The sequence below is a fragment of the Lactiplantibacillus dongliensis genome, from assembly GCF_005405105.1.
GTDB classification, from domain to species: Bacteria; Bacillota; Bacilli; order Lactobacillales; family Lactobacillaceae; genus Lactiplantibacillus; species Lactiplantibacillus dongliensis.
This window is the reverse complement of record NZ_BJDK01000025.1, coordinates 12,763-33,786: the sequence shown is the minus strand read 5'-3', so window position 1 is coordinate 33,786 and position 21,024 is coordinate 12,763. Positions and strand designations below refer to the sequence as shown.

The window sequence follows — 21,024 nt, the reverse complement described above, 5'->3', positions numbered from 1 at the left end:
GCCATTTTGAAGCCAAAACCCGGTCTTCAAAACTGGCCTTGGTCTAAGTCCGAGCAGACCACTCGCACTAAGACCAACGACACGGCTGAGCATTTTAGGAACCAACCTCTCGGCTAAATGACCGAACTGAAAATAATCAAGTGTTAATTTTTTAATCTCCATTAGCTAACGGTGAGCGGCACTGAATTGGCTCAGTGGTGTCGTTGATTACCAACAAGCTTTGAATTAACAATTATTTTAACTAATTGGCCTACCGGTTTCTAAAACGCATCGCTGCATCGCTAGTCCTTAGTACACCGGCATTTCTCAGGCTTTGATCAGTAAGCTTAATTAGTGCCAATTTGAACTTTACAGTTCATTTTTTGTCAACCTACTTGTCAAAGATAACAAATGCTGGTATGCTTTAGCTATTCATTTATCACCTGATAAACAAAAGGAGACTTAAAAATGTATTTAGGATTAAAGGAAATGTGCCATGAAAAACTACGCTACACATTACTCAGCGGCGTCTTATTGCTGATTGCGCTCGTCGTCTTCATGTTGGCAGGCCTGGCAAACGGGCTTAGTAATGGGAATCGTCAAGCTGTCGATGCTTGGCAAGCGCGTATCGTTTACTTAAATAAAAATGCCAATCAAACCATGTCGGCGTCACAACTCAAGCTCGCCGATCAAAAAAAGCTGAGCGGTAAGCAGATCGCCCCACTCGCAAGTCTGTCAGGAACCTTGCGGACGACTAATAACCATTTAAAAACCACCGCCAGTGCTTTTGGCACGAGCCGGACTAGTTTCTTAATGCCCAAGCTGGTAAGCGGGCATCAGATTAATGGCAAAAATCAAGTTCTGATTTCTGCCGATTTAAAAGCGGCTGGCTACAAACTCGGGCAAAAAGTTCGCATTGGCACGACTAAACAAACGGTTAAAATCGTCGGCACTTATGGCAAGAGCACCTATATGATTGCGCCAACCCTATATACCGACATCGCCACCATGAATCGACTCAAAGGCGCGCCCATTACTAGTGGCGATCAACAGACCGTTAATGGCTTTGTCACTAAGGAATCCAGCTTCAAAAACGCTAAACACGGTGATTTAGAAAAGTTAAGCATCGCCACTTTTATTAATAAACTCCCCGGCTACAGCGCTGAACAATTGACGTTAAATACGATGATCTATTTCCTATTCGCCATTGCCCTAGCCATCATCGGGATCTTTATGTTCGTCTTGACCTTGCAAAAACAACCGTTATTCGGCGTCTTGAAGGTCCAAGGTATTGGCACCGGCCATATTCTGGCAGCGTTATTGACGCAAAGTATCGCCATGGCATTAATTGGGATTGTCCTCGGCTTAGGAATTACGGTTGGGCTCGCCCAAATCATGCCAGCCGGTTTACCATTTGTCGTTAACTGGCCACAATTCGGGCTCTACAGTCTAGCATTACTGGCAGCTTCCGTTGTCGGCGCATTACTCTCATGGCGGACCGTCGCTAAAATCGATCCCGCGGTCGCGATTGGATAAGGAGGATTTTCAAAATGACACAAGCAGTCTTAGCATTACAACATATCAACAAACAATTTGGCCACGGTCATACCGCGGTCACGGCGTTAACGGACGCCAACTTTGAAGTCAGCGCCGGTCAATTCGTCGCCATCATCGGCCCATCCGGTTCTGGGAAAAGCACCTTTTTGACCATTGCCGCTGGTCTACAAACGCCTACCAAGGGGCAAGTCCTCTTGAATGGGACGGAACTAGCCGCCCAATCCGAAAAAGCTCGGTTAGCGTACCGCTTTAATGAAATTGGCTTTATCTTGCAGAGCTCGAACCTCATTCCCTTTCTGAATGTGACTGAACAATTGAAGCTCGTCGACAAGATGGCCAAACGCCCCTTTCAAAAAGATCGGGCCGCGCAGTTGTTAAAAGAACTCGCGTTAAGTGAGGTTGCCACTGCCTATCCAAGCGAACTTTCTGGTGGTGAACGACAACGAGTCGCGATTGTGCGCGCCCTTTATAATGACCCTAGCGTGATTCTCGCGGACGAACCTACGGCCAGCTTAGATACGCCACGCTCCATCGATGTCGTCGAACGCTTAGCTAACGAAGCCCACCAACACCAAAAAGCCATCGTCATGGTCACCCACGATCAACGGCTCATCGGCAATTGCGATGTGGTTTATCAAATTGAAGATGGCGTGATGACGCGGCAAAGGGGCTAATTAAAATTGCTGTTCCAGTTGAATTAAACGGATTCTGATTAATACAAAATGACCGCCAAGCAAAATTTGCCTGACGGTCATTTTTTTGTTTGACTTTATGAATCAACGCTGATCACTTTAAACCAAAAAGTTCAGTAACCTAATCTTGTGCAAAATGCTCAATAATGGCGCATAAAGCAGCACTCGCACCTTGTCCAGCACGCTCATCATAATAAGCTTGGAACCGCTCATCGGCTTGGTACATTAACGCTAAGTTGCGATGCATGGCAGCCGTATACTTAGGCCAGGTGTAACTCAGCCATTTTTTATGATTGCGATATACTCGTTGGGCGGTGGTTGTTGTCACATCACCACTCGCCAAAACCACCTTTAAATCCGCAATTAATTGCTGTTCCGTGGCTTGCATCGCGGCATAATCCGCGGCACTCAGCTTCGCAAATTGATGGTTGGCTTGTGTTAACGTCTGTTCATCATACTTATCACGTAACTCGTCACCATAATTCGCTTCATTTTCAGCTAATTTAGCCTGTTTGAAAGCAGTAAACTTGTCTTGATCCGTCATCTCGACGCCTCCTCGTTGGGTCTTAATCGTAGTCTGAACGAGTGTCAATAGGGTATCCAATTGCTGGCGTTGTTGCAATAGCTTTTGATATTGCTGTTCCAACGCTGTCACCACAGCTGATGCCGGTTGATCCAATAATGCTGGAATATCCGCTAGCGGTACTTGTAGACTGCGATACAAGCAAATCTGCTGCAACCGATTAACTTGCACCGTTTCATAATACCGGTAACCATTGTCGCCAAGATAAGCTGGTGGCAGCAAGCCGATTTCATCATAATAACGCAACGTTCGGGCACTCACGCCAGCTAGTTGCGCCAACTGTTTAATTTGATAAGCCATTGTCTCTCATTCCTTTCAACACCCTTAGTCTAAAGGCTGACGTCGCGTCAGGGTCAAGCAAAATTTAAAAAAAGACGTACATTTTGACATGTACGTCCCCATTCATTAATTTGCTTGCGGTAATTTGTAGCGCAGGACCCGATAAACTAACGCAACCACATAGACGGTTAAGAACCGATCCAGATAGTCGGTGCCAACTTGAATCAAAAACACCGCTAACGCCTTGTTCATCCCGGTTCCCAGTAAGACTTGCACCAGCATACTGGACCCAGATGACGTAATCCCATGGAATAACAACACCGTAATCAGCGTACTCAGTAGCGTGCCTGGTAACGAAATGACCAACGCCAGCCACCAATTCTGCCGAAAACTCGCGGGTTTGATCCGCCGATACATCAAGCCGGCCACTAGTCCAATGACCAGCTGGATTGGCATGAAGAATAGCGAATAGAGATCGGTCGTCGCCACTAGCAGACTAGTGGCACCCCCGACGAGCATCCCACATAATGGCCCAAAAACAGCCGCCGCTAACACCGTCCCAATCGAATCTAAATAGATCGGTAGTTTTAACATCAAGGCAATATTACTGCCGACAAAATTCAGCGCAATACATAGCGCTAATAGTGTCAGCGTGCGCGTTTTTATTTTTTTCATGCGCCCACCGTTAATAATTGCGTTAAGACGGTCGTCAAATCTGGTTCTGTCGCGCCCGCAACCCGGGTTAAAAATAGCCGCCAGAAAGCAACTACATCCACTTGCGTCATCACTTGACTATTCTTCGGCCGGTGCCAGAAATCATGGTCATCGACCATCGATTGCCCGCGAGCGACATCATCAGTCGCCACGACCGTTGTATAAGCATCGAATCCAGCTAAAATCGCCGGATTAATCACCACCGCTACGGCCAACGGATCATTGATCACACAACCGATAACCCGCTCGTATTCCCAATGAAAATCAAAGTAAAAACGCGTGATCTTTTCAATAAAGCCACCCATCGCAGGATTAATCGCTTTAATGTATTCAAGTAAACTCGGCGTCAAGACAATCTTGCGCGTCACATCCAAACCGACCATCTTAATGGGTACCGGCATTAAATCAAAGACCGCTTTTGCGGCATCCGGATCACACCAAAAATTATATTCGGCGACCGGTGAACAATTGCCATGACTCTTATAATTGCCACCCATTAAGATAAATTGATCGACTTGATCAAACAACGCCGCATCGCGTTGTAAGACTTGCGCGATATTGGTCAACGGACCAAGAGCAATCACCGTCACCGTTGGATCTTCACTTAACGTGCGTTCAATAAACGCCACCGCATCTTGCATCGCATGCACGTTAGTGACGGCTGGTAAGTGACTATTACCGAGACCATCCGTGCCGTGCGTATCCTGGGCACTGGTATAAGGGACCGCTAGCGGCCGATTAGCACCAGTATAAACCGGGATATCTAACCGATCCGCCAAAGCCAACACTTTTAACGCGTTTTCAGCGCCAATATGTGTGGGAACATTCCCACAGACCGTGGTAATCCCAATCACGTTTAACTCTGGGGACTTCAGCGCTAATAGTAGCGCCAAACTATCATCGATGCCGGGATCGCAGTCGATAATTACATTGCGACTTGCATTCATTTCTCCTACCTCCGATTAACATGAAGTTCTTGGTTTTTTATCCTGGGAAGTTTACGAACCAGGCAGTCAACGGACCAATCCGACTGACTAATGTTATAAATGCAAGTTTAAGTATACCGTAAAATGGCCGGTAAAACAGGGCTTATTTGCTGACGAAATGCGCCACCCATCCCGTTAAATAATCCTGCCCGGTCCGGTTCACTAATAAGTGGCTAGTTGACTTAATTAGCCACGCTGGTTGCATTTGGGCTAAGGTCAGTTTTAAAGACCCCAATTGCGCTTCAAAACTGACCTTGGCGTGCCAGCATTTTAGCCGCCAACCGTGGCACACCGTAAATTTAACTCGCACTAGCCGTAGTAATTTAACGCCAAAAAGACTATTCTATGTCTGTACCGAACAATGTCTAACTCGCTGATAAAGCCAGTATTCACTGCTTAGCACAGTTTGAATCTAGGGGTGATTTAGGATGGATAAATCAAGACTAACAACTGATGCGCTGGCGAAACTACCTACGGATCAATTCTATCAACAACTGCAGACGAGCCAACACGGTCTCAGCAGTCAACAAGCGGCCGCCTTACTGACAAAAGTCGGCCCGAACACGATTCAACAAACCAAGTCACGTTCACAATTGAAAGCGTTTCTTAAAAATTTCACGAGCTTGATGGCCCTGCTACTATGGGTCAGCGGCTTCATTGCGATGTTCACTGGTATGATCGAACTGGGGATTGCCATTTGGGCGGTTAACCTCATTAATGGCTGTTTCAGCTTCTGGCAAGAACATGCCGCCCAAAAAGCAACCGATTCGTTGAAAGAAATGCTACCGACTTATACCCACGTTATTCGTGACGGGGCCACCACGCAGATCAATGCTACCGACCTAGTCCCTGGCGACGTCTTCACGATTCAAGCCGGTAACAGTATTTCGGCCGATGCCCGGATCATGCAAGCCACCGCCTTACAAGTCGACGAATCCGCCCTCACTGGGGAATCGCTGGCCGTCGATAAACGCGCCGCTTACGCGAAAGGCGACGGCAAATTTGCTGAAAGTAATGTCGTCTACGCTGGCACGGTGGCAGTCAATGGGACGGCCACCGCCGTTGCCTTACAGACTGGGATGCAAACGGAATTCGGTCAGATTGCGACTTTAACCCAACATCAAAAAAACACCGTCTCGCCACTGACAGCCGAACTAGATCGGTTGACGCGACAGATTTCACTGATTGCCATCTTAATCGGCGTTATTTTCTTCATCGCCGCCATCTTCTTCGTCCACTATCCGGTCGCTAAATCCTTTGTCTTCGCACTAGGGATGATTGTAGCCTTTATTCCAGAAGGCCTACTGCCAACGGTAACGTTGTCGTTAGCGCAAGGTGTCACCCGGATGTCCAAAAAACACGCCTTGGTAAAGGAACTCAGCAGTGTCGAAACACTAGGCGAAACGACCGTCATTTGTTCTGATAAGACTGGGACGTTAACCCAGAACCAAATGACGATCAACCACGTCTGGTTGCCTGATCAGATCTATAAAGTCAGTGGTCAAGGCTATGTGAACAACGGCCAGCTGCTCTACCAGCAACAGCCTGTCGACCTAACTACCGCACCTGACTTAGCCTTGCTACTGCGAGTTGCCGCCCTTGATAATGACACCGAAATTCAACCCGGCAAGACCCCGCAAGCCAAGCCTAAAATTATGGGGACTCCGACCGAAGCGGCGCACCTGATTTTAGCGCAAAAGTCCGGCCTGGATTTGAAACAACTGGCTGACCGTTATCCACGCGTTCAAGAATTGCCATTTGACTCTGATCGTAAACGGATGACCACCATTCACACGCAACCAGCTGGGCAACCGGTCATTTATGTCAAAGGTGCCCTCGACGGCATCTTAGCCATTAGTGACACCATCTTGGAACACGGCCAACGCCGACCACTAACCGATGCTGATATCCAGCGTATCAACGCTGCTAACCAGCACTATGCCGGTGAAGGCCTCCGTTCAATGGCGATTGCGACCCGCGCGTTTGATGGGCAAGCGGGCTTACCAAGTGATCCGGCTGACTGTACGATTGAAAATACTGAACAACACTTAACGTTTGTTGGCTTAACCGTCATGGCTGATCCGCCTCGGCCTGAGATTTATGACGCCGTTGCTAAGTGTCATCGGGCCAACATTCGCATTATTATGGTCACCGGTGACAGTCCGTTAACGGCCAAAAGTGTCGCGACTAAGATTGGCATTACTAGCGACCAAGCTCGTGTCATTACCGGTGACGAACTTGCCGCGATGAGCGCTACCGACTTACAAGCCGCAGTTAAAGGCGAAGTGATTTTTGCCCGCGTGGCGCCTGAACAGAAGTACCGGATCGTACAAGCCAATCAGCACAATGGCGAAATCGTGGCCTCAACTGGTGATGGCGTTAACGATGCGCCGGCCTTGAAGCAAGCTGATATTGGGATTGCCATGGGGGTCACTGGGACTGACGTGGCAAAAGACGCCGCAGATATGATTCTCACCGACGATAACTTTGCCTCAATCGTGGCTGCGATTGAAGAAGGCCGAACCGTTTATAGCAACTTGCAGAAGTTCCTGCTCTATATCTTGAACAGTAACGTGCCGGAAGCCGTGCCATCCGTCCTCTTCTTATTCTCACGCGGCCTGATTCCGCTACCGTTAACCGTGATGCAGATTCTAACGGTTGATCTCGGAACCGATATGTTACCCGCACTGGGTTTAGGTGCCGAAAAAAGTGAACCTGGTGTGATGGATCAACCACCGCGGGCACGCAATGCCCACCTGTTGAACAAAGCGATTATTTGGAAAGCCTTTGGTTGGTATGGCTTGATTGCGTCAATACTCTCAACCGTCGCCTACTTCTTCGTTAACTGGCTGCATGGTTGGCCAAACGTCGCATTAGCTGGCAGTGGTGATACCTACATTATGGCCACCACCATGACACTAGCGGCCATCGTCTTCTGCCAAATTGCGGCAGCTATCAACTGCCGGACAAAAGTCAACTCAGTCTTTAGCGTTGGGCTCTTCAGTAACCATCATGTTTGGTGGGGAATTATTTTTGAAGTTGGCTTATTAGCGGCTTTGATGTATATTCCCGTCCTGCAAGGCTTATTCAATACTACAGCCATCATGGGGCGTGATTGGCTACTACTGTTGAGTATTCCGATTCCGTTAGTTCTGATTGAAGAAGGTCGTAAAGCGATCGTTCGTCAACTGAATCATTGATTGTTAAAAAAGATGCTGATCGCCATGATCAGCATCTTTTTGTTAGGCTAATAACCAATCAACAATATTCATGACTGGAATGCCATCAATCGATTTTACATTGGGATAATAACGTTGCGTAATTAGTAACTTTGCATAGTTATCTTTAATATTTACTAAATTATCGGTTTCGTGGGAATTCTTAGGTAATTCATAGGTCACTTGAACATACAACAACTCATCAACTCGCCGCGCCACAAAATCAACTTCAACGGCATCCATCTTTCAAACATCGACGGTATAGCCGCGCCGCCGTAATTCTAGATAAACAATAGTTTCTAATTGACCACCATAATTACCTGGGCGCCGACCAACCGCATTGCGTCTTAGACCAGCATCAACCATGAAATACTTTCCAGCCGTTCGTAAATAACCACGACCACGTAAATCGTATTGGCGGGCACGATAAAATAAAAATGCATCCGCCAATAACGTTAAATAACGTTCAATTGTATGATTACTAGTACTGATACCTTCACTTTTTAGAGTATTAGCTAACTTAGCTGGCCGTACTAACTGACCAATATCATCAGCCAAAAAGCCGACCAGTGCTTGTAATGATTCACTGTCACGAATGTTAGCGCGCATGAACACCTCATTCAAAACGATCGTATCATAAATACCAGACAACATATCATCTTTAACAAGTTCATCAGCTAAGACAACAGCTGGAAAGCCACCATAACGTTCATATTCTTCAAAAGCTGCATCCAGATTACGACTATCTTCAGCAATATCTTTGGCTGCCAGAAACTCTTTGAACGAAAATGGATAGATAGGAATCTCAACATAGCGCCCACTTAGCAAAGTTGCCAACTCACCAGATAGCATCTTAGCATTTGAACCAGTCACAACAATGTCACAATCGTAACTAGCATGCAGACCGTTCACAACGCGTTGCCACCCTGTGACCATTTGAATCTCATCAAGCATGATGTATTGATGCTGATCTGCATGTAGCAATGGCTTTAACAAGTCGATTAACTGTTGCTCACTACGGACAGCTAACAAATCAAAAGTTTCAAAATTAAAATAGATCAGTTGTTGCGCCGAAATACCTTGCTGGAGCAAATAATCTCTGTACAGCTTAAGCAAGACCGATTTTCCGGAACGACGAACACCGGTAATAATCTTAATCAGATCTGTATCCTTTAACTGGATTAATTTATTTAAATAAGTTGGTCGTGAAATCATCTCTTCAGCCCCAATCACTTTTGGAAGTATAGTTCCATTTTAGAATCGACAAACAAATAGTTGAGGTCAATTTTCCTCAGAATTTTCTCAGCGTCGGCCACGGCAAACATGTTACAATAAGATTACAAAATTTAAAGTAGGTGCCCAATTTATGCGCAAAGTTCAATTTTATGGTGCAATGTCGATTGATGGCTATTTGGCCACCAAAGATAATCGCCTTGATTGGTTGTTCCAAACTGGCGGTGCCGATCAAGCACCCACCGCTGAGTTTATGCAACAAGTCGATACCGCCATTATGGGGCGGCACACGTACGAATATACGATGGAACAAACCACTGACCAGCTGATTAATCCGTATAATCCACTCACTAAAAATATCGTGATGACCTCACAGCCCGAAGCCGGGACCGAACATACGACATTTACGAACGTCGAAGTCTCAACCTTAGTGGCTCAATTAAAAAGCGAACCTGGTCAAAACATCTGGATTGTCGGCGGTGCCGGCGTCTTAATGCCTCTATTGACCGCCGATTTAATCGATGATTTATATATCCAAATTGCCCCAGTCTTATTAGGCGATGGGATTTCTCTCTTCACAGCGGTCGACTATAGTCGTCGTTTCGAATTGGTCGCAACTAACCATTACGGCCAATTAGCCGAAGTTCATTATCAACGCTAAACCCCAAAATAACCAGCTCACTAGTTAATCACTAGCGAACTGGTTATTTTTAATGGCCGTTACTATCAGCCAACTTACTTTGATGTTGGATCGATTGCCGTAGTAATAGCGGCGCAATCAACGTGGTTAAGATAATCGCCGTAATGACGGCCGAATACCGGTCAGCGGATAACAGCTTGCCTTGATACCCAATCTGAGCAATGATCAACGCCATTTCACCACGCGAGACCATCCCCGCCCCAATCTCATAGCCGCTTGTCCAACTGAAACCAGCTAACTTGGCGCCAATCCCGGCACCTAACAGCTTCGTCACAATCGCGGCCACGGTGATAACTACAATAAACCAGAAATCACTCAGAAAGCCGTCAAATGACATGTTCAAGCCGATACTAACGAAAAAGACCGGAATAAACACGGCATTCCCAATCGGCTGAATATGCTCATCGATCACTTGATGATAATCCGTCTGCCCCACCGCAATCCCCGCGAAGAAGGCCCCGATTACCGCACTCAAACCGATAAAATCAGCCAGATAAGCCAAGCCAAAACAAATGACCAATGACATTAATGTCACCGACGTTGGAATCAATAACCCATCACCAATCTTCATCAACCGGGGTACAATCCACTTGACCACCGGAAAGAGGGCCGCAAAGAAGGCCACTTGAATCGCCAACGAGAGCCCCAGATTAGTCGGTTGGCTGTTGCCACCCACTTCACCGCCGAAGATACTGACCATCAAGCTAAGGATCAGCACGGCCAACACATCATCAACCACCGCAGCACCCAGAATCGTGGTTCCTTCCTTACCGTCTAACGCGTTCAATTCCTTTAATACCGCCACTGAAATCGAAACCGAAGTTGCCGCAAATGTCACGCCTAAAAACAAGCTTTCAATGTTATTTAGATGAAAAAGCTGACTACACCAGTCAATCACGCCGACCGGTAAGATCACGCCTAAGACCGCGACAAATAAACTTGGTCGCCAATACTTTTTCAATAATTTTAAATCACTTTCTAACCCGGCCATAAACATCAAAATAATCACACCAAGCTCGGCGAAATCACCAATAAAAGTCGTCGCATGTACCCAACCGAGCAATGCCGGTCCCAGTACGATTCCGCTCAAGAGCTGACCAATCACTGCTGGTAAGCCCATCCGAACGCTTAGATGACCAGCCACAGCCGTTACAATCAAAATCAAACTCAACGTGCCTATATAACCCAAAATTTCCTCCTAAAAAAGGACACCGCAAAAACTCGACCGCCCAACCCAAAAGCAGTCCGAATTCTTGAAGTGTCCTTCAACCGAATGTTCATAATCTGTGTAACTAGTATAGCATATTTTCATAATCATCGGCAGCAACCGCCCCTATTAGGCCGTGCCCAAGCTTTACTCGTTCATCCCACCGCACTACCAGATCCACGGAATCAGTTCCTTAGTCGTCGCTTGGTAGTGTTGAAAGTCAGCGCCATATCGCTTAGCCAGATAGGCATCGGCTTGCGGAATATAGGTCAGCACAAACATGGCTAACAATCCTAGCGGAATCAATAACGCCCACCAATTACTTGTCATTAACGCCATACCTAAGACCCATAAAACATCGCCAAAATAATTGATATGGATCGCATAGTGGAACAATCCGCCAGTGTAGAGCCGACCACGATTTTTCGGATTGGCTTTAAACGGCTTGCGTAACAGTTCCGCAGTGGTATTCACCACACTCCCGATGATAAAGCAGCCACTACCAATCACTACCATCCCCCAGCGCGGAGTGATCTGCCAGATTAGTAACGCTGGAAAGCCTAAATAATACAACGCAAAAGCCAGGCTATTCCCGATTGCCTCGGTCCAACCAATTCCTCGCGGTAACCAAATAAACATCATGCCCGTTAGACGTCCGAAAACGACCAGTAAAGCGAGCACCATTAAGCCCCGCGCCCACGAATTCAGCGGCGTCACCATCAACCAATATCCCGCAATCACGAGATAAAGGACCTGCATACTCAGAATAAATAACTTGGCGCCCAGCGTCGCTCGATGAATCCCAAACATCGCCATAACCTCCCCTACACTTCATAATTTCAGTATAGCACGGTTTAACCGGCCACTAGTAAAGCCTATAATAGATTCATGCCACTCAATTCACGAAAGGACGATGACTGTGACCCACTTAGTTGATTTTCGCCAACGTTTTTGGTTTTTAGTCTTCTCGATTCTACTCAACTCAGCCGGTAATGCGCTTACGATTGCGACTAATCTTGGCAGTGCCGTCTGGACCGGCTCCAGTGTCAATCTGGCTAACTGGATTCATATTCCGCTGGGAACCACCTTATTACTGTACGGGATTGTGGTAACTATCCTTAATCAGCTGATGCTCGGTCACTTCGACCGCCGGCGCTTCATTTCCAATTTGCTCTATATTCTGCCATTCAGTTACCTCGTTGAATTTATCGGTTACTTCTGGACTTGGCTGGGGATCGGTCACTTACCGTTAGCGGTGCGCTTAGTCATCAACTTGCTAGGCTTACTAACCGTGGCGGCAGCCGTCTCAATCTACCAACGGTGTAACCTGATTCAACACCCCAACGACGATCTATCGTACATTCTTCGTTTTCGGTTCCTGCATGGGTCAGCCATTATCGCTCAATGGACCAGTTACCTACCGCCAGTGATCATCACCATCCTGGCCTTTATTGCTACCGGGCAACTGCGCGCTATCGGGATTGGCACCCTGTTTGCCCTGCTAGCTCAAGGCGCAATCATGGGCTGGTCCGATACACATGTTTTTCCGAGCTTGAAACATCACGTTGACGTTCCCAAAGTCAGCCACCATGCCAGTTAAATTAATTTTGCCAGTAAACCGGTTACATTAAAAACAACCGTTGACAGGCCGCTAACTCAGCTCTGATAATGAACATAACGCTAAATGATGGGATCGATGCTGATGAATCTTGCACAACTAACCAGTCAAATTATCTTGATGTTTATCCTAATGCTAGTCGGCTTAATGATTAATAAACTCGGCTTTATGCACGGACAGACGTCAACGGATCTGACAAATATTTTATTGTACGTCGTCTCACCCTGTCTGATTATCAAGGCCTTCGAACAGACCTTTTCGGCTAATCGGCTTCAAATGCTCGGCCGGGTGAGTTTAGGGATTGTCATCATTTATGGCCTCATGATTGTCATTACCCAGCTGGCCTTTAAACATGTTAACGACCCCAACTTACAGCGCATTATGCGGTATGGTTCCGTCTACTCCAACGCTGGCTTTATGGGTATTCCGCTAACTAGCGCCTTATTTGGCTCAACCGGCGTCTTCTTTGCCGTTGCCTCACTGGCTGCATTTAACATTTTCAGTTGGACTCACGGGATCACCCTCTTTACCGGTAGTCAGGGCAATCGCCGTGAAAATATCAAGCAAATCGCTTTAAATCCCAACATCATTGCTATTATTGTGGGCCTTATTTTATTTATGGCTTCGCTACACTTACCGACGATTGCTAACAACGCGGTCACTTACGTCAGTTCAATCAATACACCGTTATCGATGATTGTGATTGGAAACAGTCTCGCCGACGTGACCTTCAATCGTGAGACTTTCGACAAGCGGCTCTGGTGGGTCTTGTTATTACGCAATCTTTTATTTCCTTATCTGGCCATTGTCGTCTTAGAATTCATGGGAATCACCGGGATTCCGTTATATACCACGGTCCTAATGGCTGCTTGTCCGGTCGCAGGGATTGTCGTGCTCTTCACCTTAAAAGTCCACGGTCACCCTGCGCCAGCTGTCGCGTTGATGAGTATTTCAACAATTCTCAGCGTTGTGACGATTCCGCTGGTCTTTGCCTTGGTTAATCTACACTAATTCAATAATTACTGGATGTAACTCTAAAAAGTTCTTGCCATCAACTGATGCTGCAAGAACTTTTTTTGTGACTCTGCTGCCATAGTAAGTTGGTAATTGCCGATTTGATTTAACTATTATAAAAATTATAACCATCATAGTCGTTTATATTAGGCAATTAAAGATTAAATTTAGCCTTTTTGGAGGATAATTACTTGATAAAACGACCCATTTGAAATAATCTTAACCATATAACCCGTTTAAAAAAGTTAAAGGAGCATAGCCATGAAATTATTAAGAGTTGTTGTCGATGGACTTGACATGTTTTCAAAAAGTTTTGATCTTAACCTCATTACGACCCAGCGAGTCACCGAAAATAATGAAGATAGTACGACTAAGCTGTTCAACCGGATTTATCTGAATAACATAATCGCGCTCATTGGGAAGAATGCTTCCGGTAAAACAATGGCCTTAAACTTATTTGAATTCGCAGATCGTGTTTTTTTACAAAATGAACCCTTAAATCATATTAAGAGTCGATACACCTTAATAGGTGACCACTTTACTTTTAAAACCTATTATTATGAAGAAACTGAAAAGATACTCTATGAAGTGATCTCAACGATCAAAAAAGGCCATGATACTAAACAAACCCTGTCGTTTACTAAAGAACAAATCTCATCTAAAAAAATCACTCAGCAAACTAATCGAACAAATATTTTTGTTTTTTCTAGCAATAACTGTCTAAACATTGCAACTCGTCCAGATAACCTGTTACTGCCTGATGACAACACTTATTTCAGAACGATCACTAAACAGAAAAACGACCAACTGTCCATACCTAAAATTACTAATTTTTCATCACAGGATCGCGATGACAGCCTTATTTTATCGGAAATATTGTCAGATAAACGGGGCTATCAACTGCAAAATAAAATCATTGCTTATTTGGATCCGACTATTGACTATATCCGAGCATTAAATGCCGCTGACGATCCAACTCACTCAGAATTATTTGAAATAAAGTTCAAGAACAAGACTGAGTCAACCATTATCAATCACAAAGAACTGCCGCTAACCCTTTCATCAGGAACAATCAAGGGATTAAAACTATTCTTATCTGCTTTTGGCGTACTAGCGTCTGGGGGGATTTTTATTGTCGACGAAATTGAAAAGCATTTTCACCTGGCCATTGTGCAAACAATAATGACGCTCTTTGCCAATCCAGAGTTTAATAGGCAACGAGCAACATTAATTTTCACGACCCACAATGCTCAACTGTTAAATTTATTCGATCGCAGCGACAATATCTTTATTTCAATCAGGAAGAACGGTCTGATGGCACTCATTCGCTTCAGTAATGAAGTCAGCAGAAACGATCTTAAAAAGAGTGACATTTATGAAAGTGACTTTCTGGGTGGCACTGCACCATCTTATGAAGCTTATGATGCCCTGACTGAACTCATGTTATCGTTAATCAACGTTTCAAATGAGGATTACAATGATGCCGTATAGTGCCATTATTGTTGAAGGCACCGCTGAAAGGATTATCATGCAACGCTTGCTACAGGCAAACTATTTAATCATTTCAAATACCGAACTGTTGGGACGAAAAATATTGCATACTCGCAACGCCAAATTATTCGCAAAACAATATTTATCTCATAGCTTTGAAGAGAAAGTACAGCTTTATCGCATCTTGGACTCAAAAAAAGAAGTTTTTAAATTACCTAAAGCTTACGAACAAAAGGTACAAGTAATCAATGTTCTCACTACACCTGAGATTGAAATGCTACTGATTTGTAGTGAAGGACTACTCTCGACTTTCAAACAGATTAACGGTAAAAAGCCAAGTAACTTCATGAAGGATAAGCTACATTTAAATGTTAAAACGACGACCTTCAATGAACATTATTGGAGTGCCGACAAAATTGTCAAAGCAGTTATTGACTACCATCGAACCAGCGCTACAAAAAATGAATTTGGAATTTACAATCTTTTACGTCCAGACGTGATCAAGCTTGTTCAAAGGTCTATCAAATAAAAGAATCACACTTACTTGGGGACTAAGCAGCCCTAAGTAAGTGTGATTTTTTTGCACTATCCCATTTTCATTTGGCATAATGTCAGTTTTTTTACACTTAATCTATCCATATTAGCTAATTAGTCACCCTTCAGCCGCAACAGTTCCAACGCATCACTATACTGATCAACTGCCGCTTGAACCGCTCGCATGAACTCCGGTGACACATCATGATCTTGCAATGTCAGCGTATTGGTCGCATCAAAGTCGACTTGTAAACTCTGCCCCGCTTGCAATCCATATTGCGTCACTAGTGTGGTTGGCAACTTAATCCCCAAGCAACCATCCACCGTAGTAATCTCAACCGTATTCGCCATCTTAACCCCTCCCATTAGTGGTTTTAGCATAGCATGCTCATGCTAAAAAAGCCGACCATTCCACTTACAAATGACCGGCTGATTCACTGAGCACGTTAACGCCACGATATTAGCCGGTAACTTAAAGTCGCACTAATCTCATCGACCGACCGCTGCTACAGCAGTTCCGTCCTAATCCAAGTCCCACAATAAGCAACCGTTAAAGCCCTAAGCATGCTCACCAAAGTTATCCGCTAAGCTAACCTGCTCGACCGAGTCTATCCCGCCACCTAACCGCTTGTTCAGTGGTATACTTATTAGTTGCGTGATTTATAAAAAATTTAATACTGAAAGGACTGTTTTATCAATGCCGACTAACAATTCGACTTTACCATTGGATGCCGATGGTAAGCCGTATCATCGGACTTGGTTAGTGCTGACCTTGCTAGTAGGGACTTTTTCAACCTTTATTACCCAGACCCTGCTAACAACGGCCTTTCCAACTTTGATGACTTGCTTCCACATTTCGGCAACCGCGGTCCAATGGTTGACCACTGGGTTCATGCTCATTATGGGGATTATGATCCCAATTAGTGCTTGGATGCTGACGCGAATCAATTCTAAGTATCTGTATCTGGCCGCCATGGTGATTTTCGGACTAGGAACGGTGCTAGCCTATCTCTCCGTTAGCTTTCCGATGCTACTGATTGCCCGGATGATTCAGGCCATGGGGGTCGGGATCTCAGCCCCGGTCTTCCAGACGATCATGTCTTCCGTCTATCCCCCAGAAAAACGAGGCTCTGCGATGGGCACGGCCGGGATCGTTATCGGGTTAGCCCCGGCGATTGGCCCGACACTGTCCGGTTGGATTATCGATAATTATAACTGGCGGGCACTCTTCCTATTCATTATGCCATTTAACATACTAGTCATTATCGTATCCCTATTCACCCTCCGCAAAGTCTTGCCAACATCGAAACAACCGATTGATTGGTGGTCGGTCTTAATCTCCACGATTGGCTTTGGGAGTATGCTCTATGGCTTCTCCTCAGTCGGTGAATCCGGCTGGGGTGATCCAATCGTCTTAACAACGCTCGTCATCGGCCTAATCTTCATAGGCCTCTTCGTTTATCGGCAGTTGCATATGGATCAGCCATTATTGGAACTTCGGGTCTTCAAGATTCCGGCGTTCACGTTATCCAGTATCTTAACCGCCCTCGCCTATATGTCGATGATGGGGGTAGAAATGCTCTTACCGCTCTATATTCAAACGGTCTTGGGGCGTTCCGCCATGGATTCCGGGCTAATTCTGTTGCCCGGTGCCATTATGATGGGGATTATGAGCCCCATTACCGGCCGGATCTTCGACCACATTGGGGCGCGCCGGTTAGCCATGACTGGGATGCTCTTATTAACGCTAGGAACGGCCTTCTTCTTATCGATTAGTGCGACGACGCCCATTATTTGGATTGTGGTGGTCTATGCGATTCGAATGTTTGGGTTAACAATGGTCACGATGCCAGTTACCACGACGGGGATCAACGCCTTATCATTTAATCTCATCTCACACGGAACTGCCGCTAATAATACGTTACGTCAAGTTGCCGCTTCGATGGGTACGGCCGTCTTAATCAGTGTATACTCGAGTGTGGCTAAGTGGCAGATGCCAGGTCATGCGCTACTAGCTAAGGCGCCGTTACAATATAAGGACGCCGCCGTGACTGCCACACTGACGGGTTATCATATGGCGTTCATTGTCTCTCTAATCTTTTGTGCCTTTGGTTTCGGTCTAACTTTTTTCTTAAAAGCGCACCACTCCATCAGCGTACCAAAGGAGGACGATAACTAATGATCTTAATATTACTCATTATCTTTGTCTTCGTCTTCTCTTGGAGCATGATTTTCTTGCCGCATGGTGTGCCACGGACCAGTTGGAATAGCTTGAGTTTTGTCATTATTGCTGGTGCTTTGATGATGATTGTTCTAAATAATAACTATCATTGGGGCATGCAGCAAGTCACCACCACCCAATCAGCTAAACTCTTACCGTTAAAATCACCTAAAGCCGCACTGGGAGTGAAGCAACTAGGTACCGGTTCAGAACAAATCATCGTTTATCGAACGATGACTAAACCAAGCAAGTTACAACATACTTCCGCAACAACGACGACCACGATACAACTAAAGTCTGGTATTCAGGCAAACGTAAAGATTGAATCAACTCGTTGGCGCTACAAGAACCAACTTGCTAAGACATTCTTTAGCTTAGGTCAACCTGACGGCGCTTTGGTTAAACGCCATTATACGTTTACGTCACCTCGAGCTTGGCACACAATCTTAATTCCCGCTAAAGCTAAGTAATCGTTCATTTTAGATAAACTTAAACCGGCATCAAACACTGTTCCATGTAAGCAGGAAATAACATAACGTATTGAAACGCCTCCCTTGATCACATATTCTGTGACTAAAGGAGGCGTTAGTTTTTCATTTTTTATGTTTAATGGCATTCCGCCTGAACCTCTTCGGTCCATGGTAAATAAGCCTTCAACTGTCCAAAATCACTTGGAACTGACAGTTGTGGGATCTTTTCTAATAGATACTCGATATATTTTCGTGGTACCAAGACATTCGCTTTAGCAGTCTCAATAAGGCTTAAAAATAATGCATTAGTATGGGCCCCTCTTTGGCTAGTACTAAACATCCAATTCTTGCGTCCAATGACCGCTGTTTTAATGTGCCGCTCCGCGGTATTGTTGCTCAAATCAATTTCAGGATCATTTAGAAATTGCATTAGATGTATCTGCTGCCGACGTGCATAATTCACGGCCTTCCCTAAGGACGAACCAGAAAGAACATCACATTTATTTAACCAGTCAAAGAATTTTTCTGCGATTGGACGACTTTCTTCCTGCCGAATTCTTAACCGTTCTTGAAAAGATACAGATTTTAGATCAGTTTCAATCTTAAATAGCTGATTTATCATTTCTAACGCAATTTTGGCTTGTCCTTTAACCATATTTACTGTTGGACCAGTTTCAATAAACTTTCGACGGCTGTGTGCCCAGCAACCTGAACGTATCTGGATTGTGGTTAACGCATCATATGCTTGATAACCATCACATTGTAATCTACCTTTAAAACCGTGGTAAACTTTCCAGGAATAACTCGTTCAGACATGATGAAGACCCCATAACTTTGATGAATTAATCATATCAAGATTTTGGAGGACTTAAAATACGTCATGTTATTTCCTGCTTACAAATAAATTGGTTTCCTCATAAAGTTCCTCATCAACAGCCGTTGACAAAGAGCCTTTATTAACATACCTGCATATATGTTGCTTCACAAACCTGACTTAACTAACCCTAAGGTATAAAAAAACGCCCAGCTACGAGAGCCAGACGCTAAAAGATAAATAATCATCAATTGATAAAACTTATCTTTAATAAAAATCATTTAAAACTGAACTATTCAGCGTAGTTATTGTTCCCAGCATCGGGAGCTGGAGTAGTAGAAGCAGCTGAAGTAGTAGTTGTATGAGTGTAATACAACGTGATTGTGCTACCATAGTTAACCTTAGCATTTTGTGCTTCAGTTAACGCTTTATTATAAGTGTAGACATTAGTAGTCTTAACACCATTAGTAGTAGTTGAAGTACCAACTAGTTGATACAATGGCTTGCCTGAAACAAGTAAACTCGATTCAAGTGTTGGCATTGAAACAACCGTACCTTCAGTACCAGCAAATGCAGCTTGTTGTGCATCAGTCAACTTAGGATATGCCTTAGCTTCTAGTAAACTAGCAGGTAAAGCCGTAGCAGGTTTTACACCGTCACCAGCAATCTTGAATGATACTTTAGAAGTAGCATTAGCATTCTTAGCAACTACCAAGTTGATAGTGCTACCAGCTTTGATGCCAGTAAGTGCAGTCTTGTTAACTAAATCAGTTGCTGAGAATGTGTAACCAGTACCTTCAAGATAAGTTGCACTGTTCTTAGTTAATTGAGCTGCAACATCAGTAGTCACATCGGCATTAACAGCAACAGACTTATCAGTAGGTGCTACATTAGCAGTCTTGATTAACTTGCCACTAGCATCTTTATAATTAACAGTTACAGAATTAGCCGCAGCTGGTGCTGTCTTAGTCAAAGCCTTTGCATAAACCCAACCACTAACTGAAGGATTAGTAGCATCCTTGACATAGTAATATACTGAGCCTTCACGTGACTTCTTCTTAGCATCAGTAACAGTCAAAATATCATACTTAAATGGTGTGGTATTTGTAACCATCTTCTTAGCCTTGTATTGAGTGTAACGTGGATTGTTCCACGTTACATTCTTAGTACCGGCATTAGCAAAATAGTATGCTGATGCTTTATCAGTAGCACTCAAAGTTACTTGTTCAGTAGTCGTAGCAGCCTTTAAACCACCAGCAAATGCTGAAGTGCTCTTACCACCATAGATGTAACCGCGAACGGCGCCATCAAATGAAACAACCTTGTAGTATACTGAGCCGCGGCTAGTAGTTAATACACGGTAAGCACGGAAATAATCCTTTGAACTCTTTGAAGCAGCTAACTTAGCAACAGTTGCTTTTGAGGCAACTGTACGAGCAGACTTCTTAACAGTCTTTGGATATGAGTAAATGGCGTTTGAGCCAGTTGGAACCACGTTACGAGTTGTTGCATCCGTAGTTAACGTAACGTTTGATGTAGTCTTTGCTGAGCTAGCAGCGTTTGCGTTCAATTGAGCAACTGAAGCAAATGATAATGCGGCTAATCCAACAAAAACTGATTTAGCTAAAGTAGATTGCATAATCTAAACCCCTCCATAAAATATATGTGTGACACTAACGCCAGACTATTTCGTTTGACGATATAACCTCAACGT

At 44.7% G+C, this 21,024-nt stretch carries 17 protein-coding genes, 2 pseudogenes and 1 riboswitch; of the genes and pseudogenes, 10 read left to right on the top strand and 9 right to left on the bottom strand.

The features are described 5' to 3' along the window. Positions 1 to 447 precede the first annotated feature (447 nt). Both FFM80_RS10145 and FFM80_RS10140 read left to right on the top strand, forming a co-directional pair. Entirely contained in the window at positions 448 to 1,515 is a 1,068-nt protein-coding gene (locus FFM80_RS10145; protein WP_137640686.1) for an ABC transporter permease, read from the top strand. Between the two features lie 14 nt (positions 1,516 to 1,529). Next, the gene (locus FFM80_RS10140; protein ID WP_137640685.1) at positions 1,530 to 2,210 is read left to right on the top strand and encodes an ABC transporter ATP-binding protein; all 681 of its coding nucleotides are present in this window, start codon (positions 1,530 to 1,532) and stop codon (positions 2,208 to 2,210) included. Positions 2,211 to 2,349: 139 nt separating this feature from the next. Here the strand turns inward: FFM80_RS10140 and FFM80_RS10135 are convergent, their stop codons facing one another. The 3 genes from FFM80_RS10135 to FFM80_RS10125 all read right to left on the bottom strand — a co-directional run bounded on the left by FFM80_RS10135 (position 2,350) and on the right by FFM80_RS10125 (position 4,751). After that, positions 2,350 to 3,111 (bottom strand): MerR family transcriptional regulator, encoded by a 762-nt coding sequence (locus FFM80_RS10135; RefSeq protein WP_137640684.1) that lies wholly within the window; start codon positions 3,109 to 3,111, stop codon positions 2,350 to 2,352. Between the two features lie 105 nt (positions 3,112 to 3,216). Continuing rightward, positions 3,217 to 3,765 carry an ECF transporter S component gene (locus FFM80_RS10130; RefSeq protein WP_137640683.1) on the bottom strand — a complete coding sequence of 183 codons (549 nt, stop codon included), beginning with the start codon at positions 3,763 to 3,765 and terminating at the stop codon, positions 3,217 to 3,219. Next, complete coding sequence (locus tag FFM80_RS10125; RefSeq protein ID WP_137640682.1) at positions 3,762 to 4,751, bottom strand: nucleoside hydrolase; 990 nt, start codon at positions 4,749 to 4,751, stop codon at positions 3,762 to 3,764. The genes FFM80_RS10130 and FFM80_RS10125 overlap by 4 nt, the downstream gene beginning before the upstream one ends. Positions 4,752 to 4,774: 23 nt before the next feature. Beyond that, positions 4,775 to 4,819, bottom strand: a riboswitch (PreQ1 riboswitch). Between the two features lie 399 nt (positions 4,820 to 5,218). Here FFM80_RS10125 and FFM80_RS10120 point away from each other — a divergent pair. Next, positions 5,219 to 7,990, top strand: coding sequence for a cation-translocating P-type ATPase (locus FFM80_RS10120; protein WP_137640681.1), 2,772 nt, complete (start codon positions 5,219 to 5,221; stop codon positions 7,988 to 7,990). A 42-nt stretch (positions 7,991 to 8,032) separates the two neighbouring features. Here the strand turns inward: FFM80_RS10120 and FFM80_RS10115 are convergent. Then, a pseudogene (locus FFM80_RS10115) lies at positions 8,033 to 9,223 on the bottom strand (ATP-binding protein). A 151-nt stretch (positions 9,224 to 9,374) separates the two neighbouring features. On the opposite strand from FFM80_RS10115, the gene FFM80_RS10110 reads away from it, so the two are divergent. Continuing rightward, positions 9,375 to 9,902 (top strand): dihydrofolate reductase family protein, encoded by a 528-nt coding sequence (locus tag FFM80_RS10110; protein WP_137640680.1) that lies wholly within the window; start codon positions 9,375 to 9,377, stop codon positions 9,900 to 9,902. A gap of 49 nt (positions 9,903 to 9,951) precedes the next feature. Here FFM80_RS10110 and FFM80_RS10105 read toward each other — a convergent pair whose 3' ends face one another. Together FFM80_RS10105 and FFM80_RS10100 are read right to left on the bottom strand one after the other, a co-directional pair. Then, entirely contained in the window at positions 9,952 to 11,130 is a 1,179-nt protein-coding gene (locus FFM80_RS10105; RefSeq protein ID WP_137640679.1) for a cation:proton antiporter, read from the bottom strand. Between the two features lie 186 nt (positions 11,131 to 11,316). After that, positions 11,317 to 11,958, bottom strand: a complete 642-nt coding sequence (locus FFM80_RS10100) for a methyltransferase family protein (RefSeq protein WP_137640678.1) — start codon at positions 11,956 to 11,958, stop codon at positions 11,317 to 11,319. A 109-nt stretch (positions 11,959 to 12,067) separates the two neighbouring features. Between FFM80_RS10100 and FFM80_RS10095 the strand changes: the two genes are divergently transcribed. The 4 genes from FFM80_RS10095 to FFM80_RS10080 all read left to right on the top strand — a co-directional run bounded on the left by FFM80_RS10095 (position 12,068) and on the right by FFM80_RS10080 (position 15,800). Continuing rightward, on the top strand, positions 12,068 to 12,748 hold the full coding sequence (locus FFM80_RS10095; RefSeq protein ID WP_137640677.1) for a YczE/YyaS/YitT family protein: 681 nt from the start codon (positions 12,068 to 12,070) through the stop codon (positions 12,746 to 12,748). A gap of 102 nt (positions 12,749 to 12,850) precedes the next feature. Further along, the gene (locus tag FFM80_RS10090) at positions 12,851 to 13,777 is read left to right on the top strand and encodes an AEC family transporter (RefSeq protein ID WP_137640676.1); all 927 of its coding nucleotides are present in this window, start codon (positions 12,851 to 12,853) and stop codon (positions 13,775 to 13,777) included. Between the two features lie 264 nt (positions 13,778 to 14,041). Then, positions 14,042 to 15,271 carry an ATP-binding protein gene (locus FFM80_RS10085; protein WP_137640675.1) on the top strand — a complete coding sequence of 410 codons (1,230 nt, stop codon included), beginning with the start codon at positions 14,042 to 14,044 and terminating at the stop codon, positions 15,269 to 15,271. Beyond that, positions 15,258 to 15,800, top strand: a complete 543-nt coding sequence (locus tag FFM80_RS10080) for a hypothetical protein (RefSeq protein ID WP_137640674.1) — start codon at positions 15,258 to 15,260, stop codon at positions 15,798 to 15,800. The genes FFM80_RS10085 and FFM80_RS10080 overlap by 14 nt, the downstream gene beginning before the upstream one ends. A gap of 119 nt (positions 15,801 to 15,919) precedes the next feature. On the opposite strand, the gene FFM80_RS10075 is transcribed toward FFM80_RS10080, so the two are convergent. Next, the gene (locus FFM80_RS10075; protein ID WP_137640673.1) at positions 15,920 to 16,156 is read right to left on the bottom strand and encodes a hypothetical protein; all 237 of its coding nucleotides are present in this window, start codon (positions 16,154 to 16,156) and stop codon (positions 15,920 to 15,922) included. Between the two features lie 346 nt (positions 16,157 to 16,502). On the opposite strand from FFM80_RS10075, the gene FFM80_RS10070 reads away from it, so the two are divergent. Both FFM80_RS10070 and FFM80_RS10065 read left to right on the top strand, forming a co-directional pair. Further along, positions 16,503 to 17,984 carry an MDR family MFS transporter gene (locus FFM80_RS10070; RefSeq protein WP_137640672.1) on the top strand — a complete coding sequence of 494 codons (1,482 nt, stop codon included), beginning with the start codon at positions 16,503 to 16,505 and terminating at the stop codon, positions 17,982 to 17,984. Next, positions 17,984 to 18,496 carry a DUF4811 domain-containing protein gene (locus FFM80_RS10065; protein WP_137640671.1) on the top strand — a complete coding sequence of 171 codons (513 nt, stop codon included), beginning with the start codon at positions 17,984 to 17,986 and terminating at the stop codon, positions 18,494 to 18,496. The genes FFM80_RS10070 and FFM80_RS10065 overlap by 1 nt, the downstream gene beginning before the upstream one ends. Positions 18,497 to 18,632: 136 nt before the next feature. Here the strand turns inward: FFM80_RS10065 and tnpC are convergent. After that, positions 18,633 to 19,280: pseudogene (gene tnpC, locus FFM80_RS10060) on the bottom strand (IS66 family transposase); the annotation flags it as partial. Between the two features lie 322 nt (positions 19,281 to 19,602). Further along, on the bottom strand, positions 19,603 to 20,949 hold the full coding sequence (locus FFM80_RS10055) for a hypothetical protein (RefSeq protein ID WP_137640669.1): 1,347 nt from the start codon (positions 20,947 to 20,949) through the stop codon (positions 19,603 to 19,605). Between the last annotated feature and the right edge of the window lie 75 nt (positions 20,950 to 21,024).

Bases quoted from the DNA above. Each gene is read 5' to 3' on its own strand.
- FFM80_RS10100 (WP_137640678.1), bottom strand. From the start codon at position 11,958: ATGTTTGGGATTCATCGAGCGACGCTGGGCGCCAAGTTATTTATTCTG.
- FFM80_RS10070 (WP_137640672.1), top strand. From the start codon at position 16,503: ATGCCGACTAACAATTCGACTTTACCATTGGATGCCGATGGTAAGCCG.
- FFM80_RS10135 (WP_137640684.1), bottom strand. From the start codon at position 3,111: ATGGCTTATCAAATTAAACAGTTGGCGCAACTAGCTGGCGTGAGTGCC.
- FFM80_RS10125 (WP_137640682.1), bottom strand. From the start codon at position 4,751: ATGAATGCAAGTCGCAATGTAATTATCGACTGCGATCCCGGCATCGAT.
- FFM80_RS10075 (WP_137640673.1), bottom strand. From the start codon at position 16,156: ATGGCGAATACGGTTGAGATTACTACGGTGGATGGTTGCTTGGGGATT.
- FFM80_RS10110 (WP_137640680.1), top strand. From the start codon at position 9,375: ATGCGCAAAGTTCAATTTTATGGTGCAATGTCGATTGATGGCTATTTG.
- FFM80_RS10080 (WP_137640674.1), top strand. From the start codon at position 15,258: ATGATGCCGTATAGTGCCATTATTGTTGAAGGCACCGCTGAAAGGATT.
- FFM80_RS10065 (WP_137640671.1), top strand. From the start codon at position 17,984: ATGATCTTAATATTACTCATTATCTTTGTCTTCGTCTTCTCTTGGAGC.
- FFM80_RS10130 (WP_137640683.1), bottom strand. From the start codon at position 3,765: ATGAAAAAAATAAAAACGCGCACGCTGACACTATTAGCGCTATGTATT.
- FFM80_RS10140 (WP_137640685.1), top strand. From the start codon at position 1,530: ATGACACAAGCAGTCTTAGCATTACAACATATCAACAAACAATTTGGC.
- FFM80_RS10120 (WP_137640681.1), top strand. From the start codon at position 5,219: ATGGATAAATCAAGACTAACAACTGATGCGCTGGCGAAACTACCTACG.
- FFM80_RS10085 (WP_137640675.1), top strand. From the start codon at position 14,042: ATGAAATTATTAAGAGTTGTTGTCGATGGACTTGACATGTTTTCAAAA.
- FFM80_RS10090 (WP_137640676.1), top strand. From the start codon at position 12,851: ATGAATCTTGCACAACTAACCAGTCAAATTATCTTGATGTTTATCCTA.
- FFM80_RS10055 (WP_137640669.1), bottom strand. From the start codon at position 20,949: ATGCAATCTACTTTAGCTAAATCAGTTTTTGTTGGATTAGCCGCATTA.
- FFM80_RS10145 (WP_137640686.1), top strand. From the start codon at position 448: ATGTATTTAGGATTAAAGGAAATGTGCCATGAAAAACTACGCTACACA.